The sequence below is a fragment of the Streptomyces sp. 8L genome, from assembly GCF_020176795.1.
GTDB lineage: Bacteria > Actinomycetota > Actinomycetes > Streptomycetales > Streptomycetaceae > Streptomyces.
On the sequence record NZ_JAIUKE010000738.1, the window covers coordinates 1 to 3,413 of the forward strand.

Consider the following 3,413-nt stretch of genomic DNA (forward strand, 5'->3'; position numbering starts at 1 on the left):
CGCCCGCCCGACGCGCACACCAGGGCGGGCGCGAGCGCGGGAGGCCGCCGATGAGCGCCCTCCAACTGGTCTGCGCCCTGCTCCTCGTCCTCGCCAACGGCTTCTTCGTGGCCGCCGAGTTCTCCCTCGTGTCGGTGCGCCGCAGCCAGATCGAGCCGTACGCGCGCCAGGGCTCGGCCCGCGCCCGCAGGACCCTCTACGGCCTGGAGAACCTGCCGCAGATGATGGCCGCCGCACAGTTCGGCGTCACGGTCTGCTCGCTGACGCTCGGCGCGGTCGCCGAGCCGACCGTGGCCCACCTGCTCGAACCCGCCTTCCAGGCCGCCCACGTCCCCGACGGGTTCGTGCACCCCGCGGGCTATGTGATCGCGCTGGCGCTGGTCTCCTTCCTCCACCTCGTGATCGGCGAGATGGTCCCGAAGAACCTGGCCATGGCCGCGCCCGACAAGGCCGCCCTGTGGCTGAGCCCCTGGCTCGTCGGCTTCGCCCGGCCCTGCCGTCCGGTGACGGTGGCGCTCGGCGCGTGTGCGCGGTTCGTCCTGCGGCTGTTCCGGGTGGAGCCCAAGGACGAGGTCGACGCCGTGTACACCAGCGTCCAGCTGGGCCGCCTCGTCGAGGACTCAGGACAGGCCGGCCTCCTGGAGCCCGAGGCGCAGGAGCAGCTGGAGGACGCGCTCGAACTCGGCAGCAGGCCCGTCACCGACGTCCTGCTCGGCCGCGCGTCCCTGATCACCGTCACCACGGCCGTCACCCCCCGGGAGATCGAGGAGCTGACGGTACGCACCGGGTACTCGCGTTTCCCGGTGTGCGCGGTCGCGGGCGGCGCCTTCATGGGATACCTCCACGTCAAGGACGTCCTCGACCTGGAGGCCCCGGAGCGTGCCGTGCCGCAGCACCTGTGGCGCCCGATGACCACCCTGCGCGCGGAACTGCCCCTGGACGACGCGCTCACCGTGATGCGCAGGGCCGCCACGCACCTGGCGCAGGTCGCGGACGGGTCGGGCCGGATCATCGGCCTGGTGGCGCTTGAGGACGTGCTGGAGACCCTGGTGGGCGAGGTGCGCGACCCCTCGCACCGCGGCGCCCCGCCGCTGCCCGTCCAGGACGCGAGGACCGATGGCGGCACGGACCAGGACCTCGCGCTGAGCCCCCGTACGTGAGGCCGGCGCCGCCGTACCCCGCGCGAACGGGGCACGACGGCGCCGCCGTACGCACGGACGCCCCCGTAAGGAAAGGCGCCCTCCTGCACAAGGCGCCCCCGGGCCCGGCCTGCGGCCCGCAGGGCAGCACCCCCGGTCAGCCGGGCTGACCGTCCTCGGGGCGGGCGCGCCCGCGCCCCCGCCCCGACAGGACCTCGCCGTACGCCTGCATCAGATCGGGCAGCCGGAGTGTCGCCAGGTCGTCGCGGCTCGGCGCGCCCGCGTAGCCCGCCATACGCAGGTCGCGGTACGCGCAGCTCTTCTCGTACAGCGTGCGCAGGAACCTGCCGTTGCCCAGTTCGTCGATCCAGCCCTGGTCGACCACGTGGCCGCTGATCGAGCGCAGTTCGTCGAGCGACTCCTCGTCCCACGTGTCGCCGCCCTCCGCCGCCAGGACCTGCCCGATGGCGGTCAGCTCCAGCGGCCGGTAGCTGGGGAAGTCGACCCGGGTGGTGAACCGCGACGACAGGCCCGGATTCGCCTCGAAGAGCCGCTCCATGCCCTCCGGGTAGCCCGCGAGGATCACCACCAGGTTGTCGCGGTTGTCCTCGGCCCGCTTCAGCAGCACCTGGAGGGCCTCCTCGCCGTACGCGTCGCCCTTGCTGTACCCGGCGTTGGAGAGGCTGTACGCCTCGTCGACGAAGAGCACCCCGCCGATCGCGGAGTCGATCAGCTCGTTCGCCTTCACCGCCGTCTGCCCCAGGTACTCGCCCACGAGGTCCGCCCGCTGCGCCTCCACCAGATGGTCGCCGCCGAGCAGGCCCAGCGCGTAGAAGACCCGGCCGAGGATGCGCGCCACGGTGGTCTTGCCGGTGCCGGAGGGGCCGAGGAAGACGAAGTGCCGCTTCGGCGGCTGGACGGGCAGCCCCTCCCCGGCCCGCAGCCTGGCCATGTTCAACTGCGCGGAGAGCGCCCGTACCTGCCGCTTCACCGGTTCCAGGCCGACCATCCGCTCCAGTTCCGCGAGCGCCTCGGCGAGCAGCACGGCGTCCGTCGGCGACTCGGGGAAGGGCGGCGGGGCCGGCGCCCTGGGCGGCGGGTCCGTCCGCTCGCGTATCTCGTCGGGGGAGGGGGCCGCCTCCGGGCCCGCGGCGCCCGGCCCGGCGCCGCCGTAGCGCGGGTCCAGGGGGAAGGCCGCGTCCGGTTCGCCCTGCGCGTCGAAGAGGGCGTCGCCGCCGAACCCGCTCAGCGCGACCGGCACCGCGCCGGCCGGGTCGCCGAGGTCGTAGGGCCCTGGGTCCGCCGGGTCGGGGCCCTCGTAGCCGTCGGCGTGGGCGTTCGCGGCGAGCCGCGCCGCCGTGTCCATGAACGAGGGGTCGAGCCGGTGCACCGCCCGGTACAGAGGTAACGCGGCGGCGCTGCGCCCCGTCCCCTCGTGCGCGCGGGCCAGCCAGTACCGCAGCTCCTTGCGCTGCGGCTGCTCGCTCCTGCACCGCATCAGGGCCGTGGCGAGCAGCGGCTCCGCCTGCCCGTACATCTCCAGTCTGATCCTCGCCATGCCGCCGAATAGGCCGGCCTCCGTGCCCAGTTGCGGGTCGTCGAGGAGCGGGTCGGTGCAACGGGCCAGCAGTTCCCAGTCCTTGACGAGGTAGGCCCGGCAGGCGTGCAGGAACCGCACCTGCGGGTCGGTGTCGAACGGCGGCAGCCCGGCGAGCGCCTGGTCGAGCTCCGGCACGCGGCGGCCGTCCAGCCAGTGCGACGCGTGCGCGAGGAGCAGGTCCCGCCCGGTCTCCAGCACGGGCTGGACCCACCAGCCCAGCCAGTACCAGGAGTTGAGGGTGCGTCCGTGCCGCGCCCGCTGCTCGCCGAAGCGGTCGCGGCCCGCGTACATGCGCAGCAGGGCGGTGGAGGTGTCCACGCGCAGCGCGTGCAGCCCGAGCCAGCCGTCGGCCATGCCGGGGTCCAGCCGCACCGCGGTTCTGAACTCCTCCTCGGCCTGCTGGTAGGCGCCCATCGTGTACGCGTCGACGCCGCGCACCCATGCGAGGTCGGCCGGGGCCGCCATGCCCTGCGTGCCGATGTCCATCGAGGTCCCCCACCCACACCGTGCCCCGTGGTGTTCCGGCGGGCGGGCGCCCGTCGGCCGTTGCCGAACCGCCCCTGGGCGGACGGGATGTGACCGCACCGCAGTGCATCGTACCCGCGCTGGTGGGGCCCGTAATCGGGGTGGGTGCCGCTCTCCGGGAGGGCTGTTTCCGTCACTCGGGGTGAGGG

At 74.1% G+C, this 3,413-nt stretch carries 2 protein-coding genes; one reads left to right on the forward strand and one right to left on the reverse strand.

Annotated features, from left to right (window positions below):
• Nucleotides 1–50 precede the first annotated feature (50 nt).
• On the forward strand, nt 51–1,160 hold the full coding sequence (locus tag LCE31_RS38035) for a hemolysin family protein (RefSeq protein WP_225022724.1): 1,110 nt from the start codon (nt 51–53) through the stop codon (nt 1,158–1,160).
• A 136-nt stretch (nt 1,161–1,296) separates the two neighbouring features.
• Here LCE31_RS38035 and LCE31_RS38040 read toward each other — a convergent pair whose 3' ends face one another.
• On the reverse strand, nt 1,297–3,225 hold the full coding sequence (locus LCE31_RS38040; RefSeq protein ID WP_225022722.1) for an AAA family ATPase: 1,929 nt from the start codon (nt 3,223–3,225) through the stop codon (nt 1,297–1,299).
• Nucleotides 3,226–3,413 lie beyond the last annotated feature (188 nt).

Bases quoted from the DNA above. Each gene is read 5' to 3' on its own strand.
- LCE31_RS38040 (WP_225022722.1), bottom strand. From the start codon at position 3,225: ATGGACATCGGCACGCAGGGCATGGCGGCCCCGGCCGACCTCGCATGG.
- LCE31_RS38035 (WP_225022724.1), top strand. From the start codon at position 51: ATGAGCGCCCTCCAACTGGTCTGCGCCCTGCTCCTCGTCCTCGCCAAC.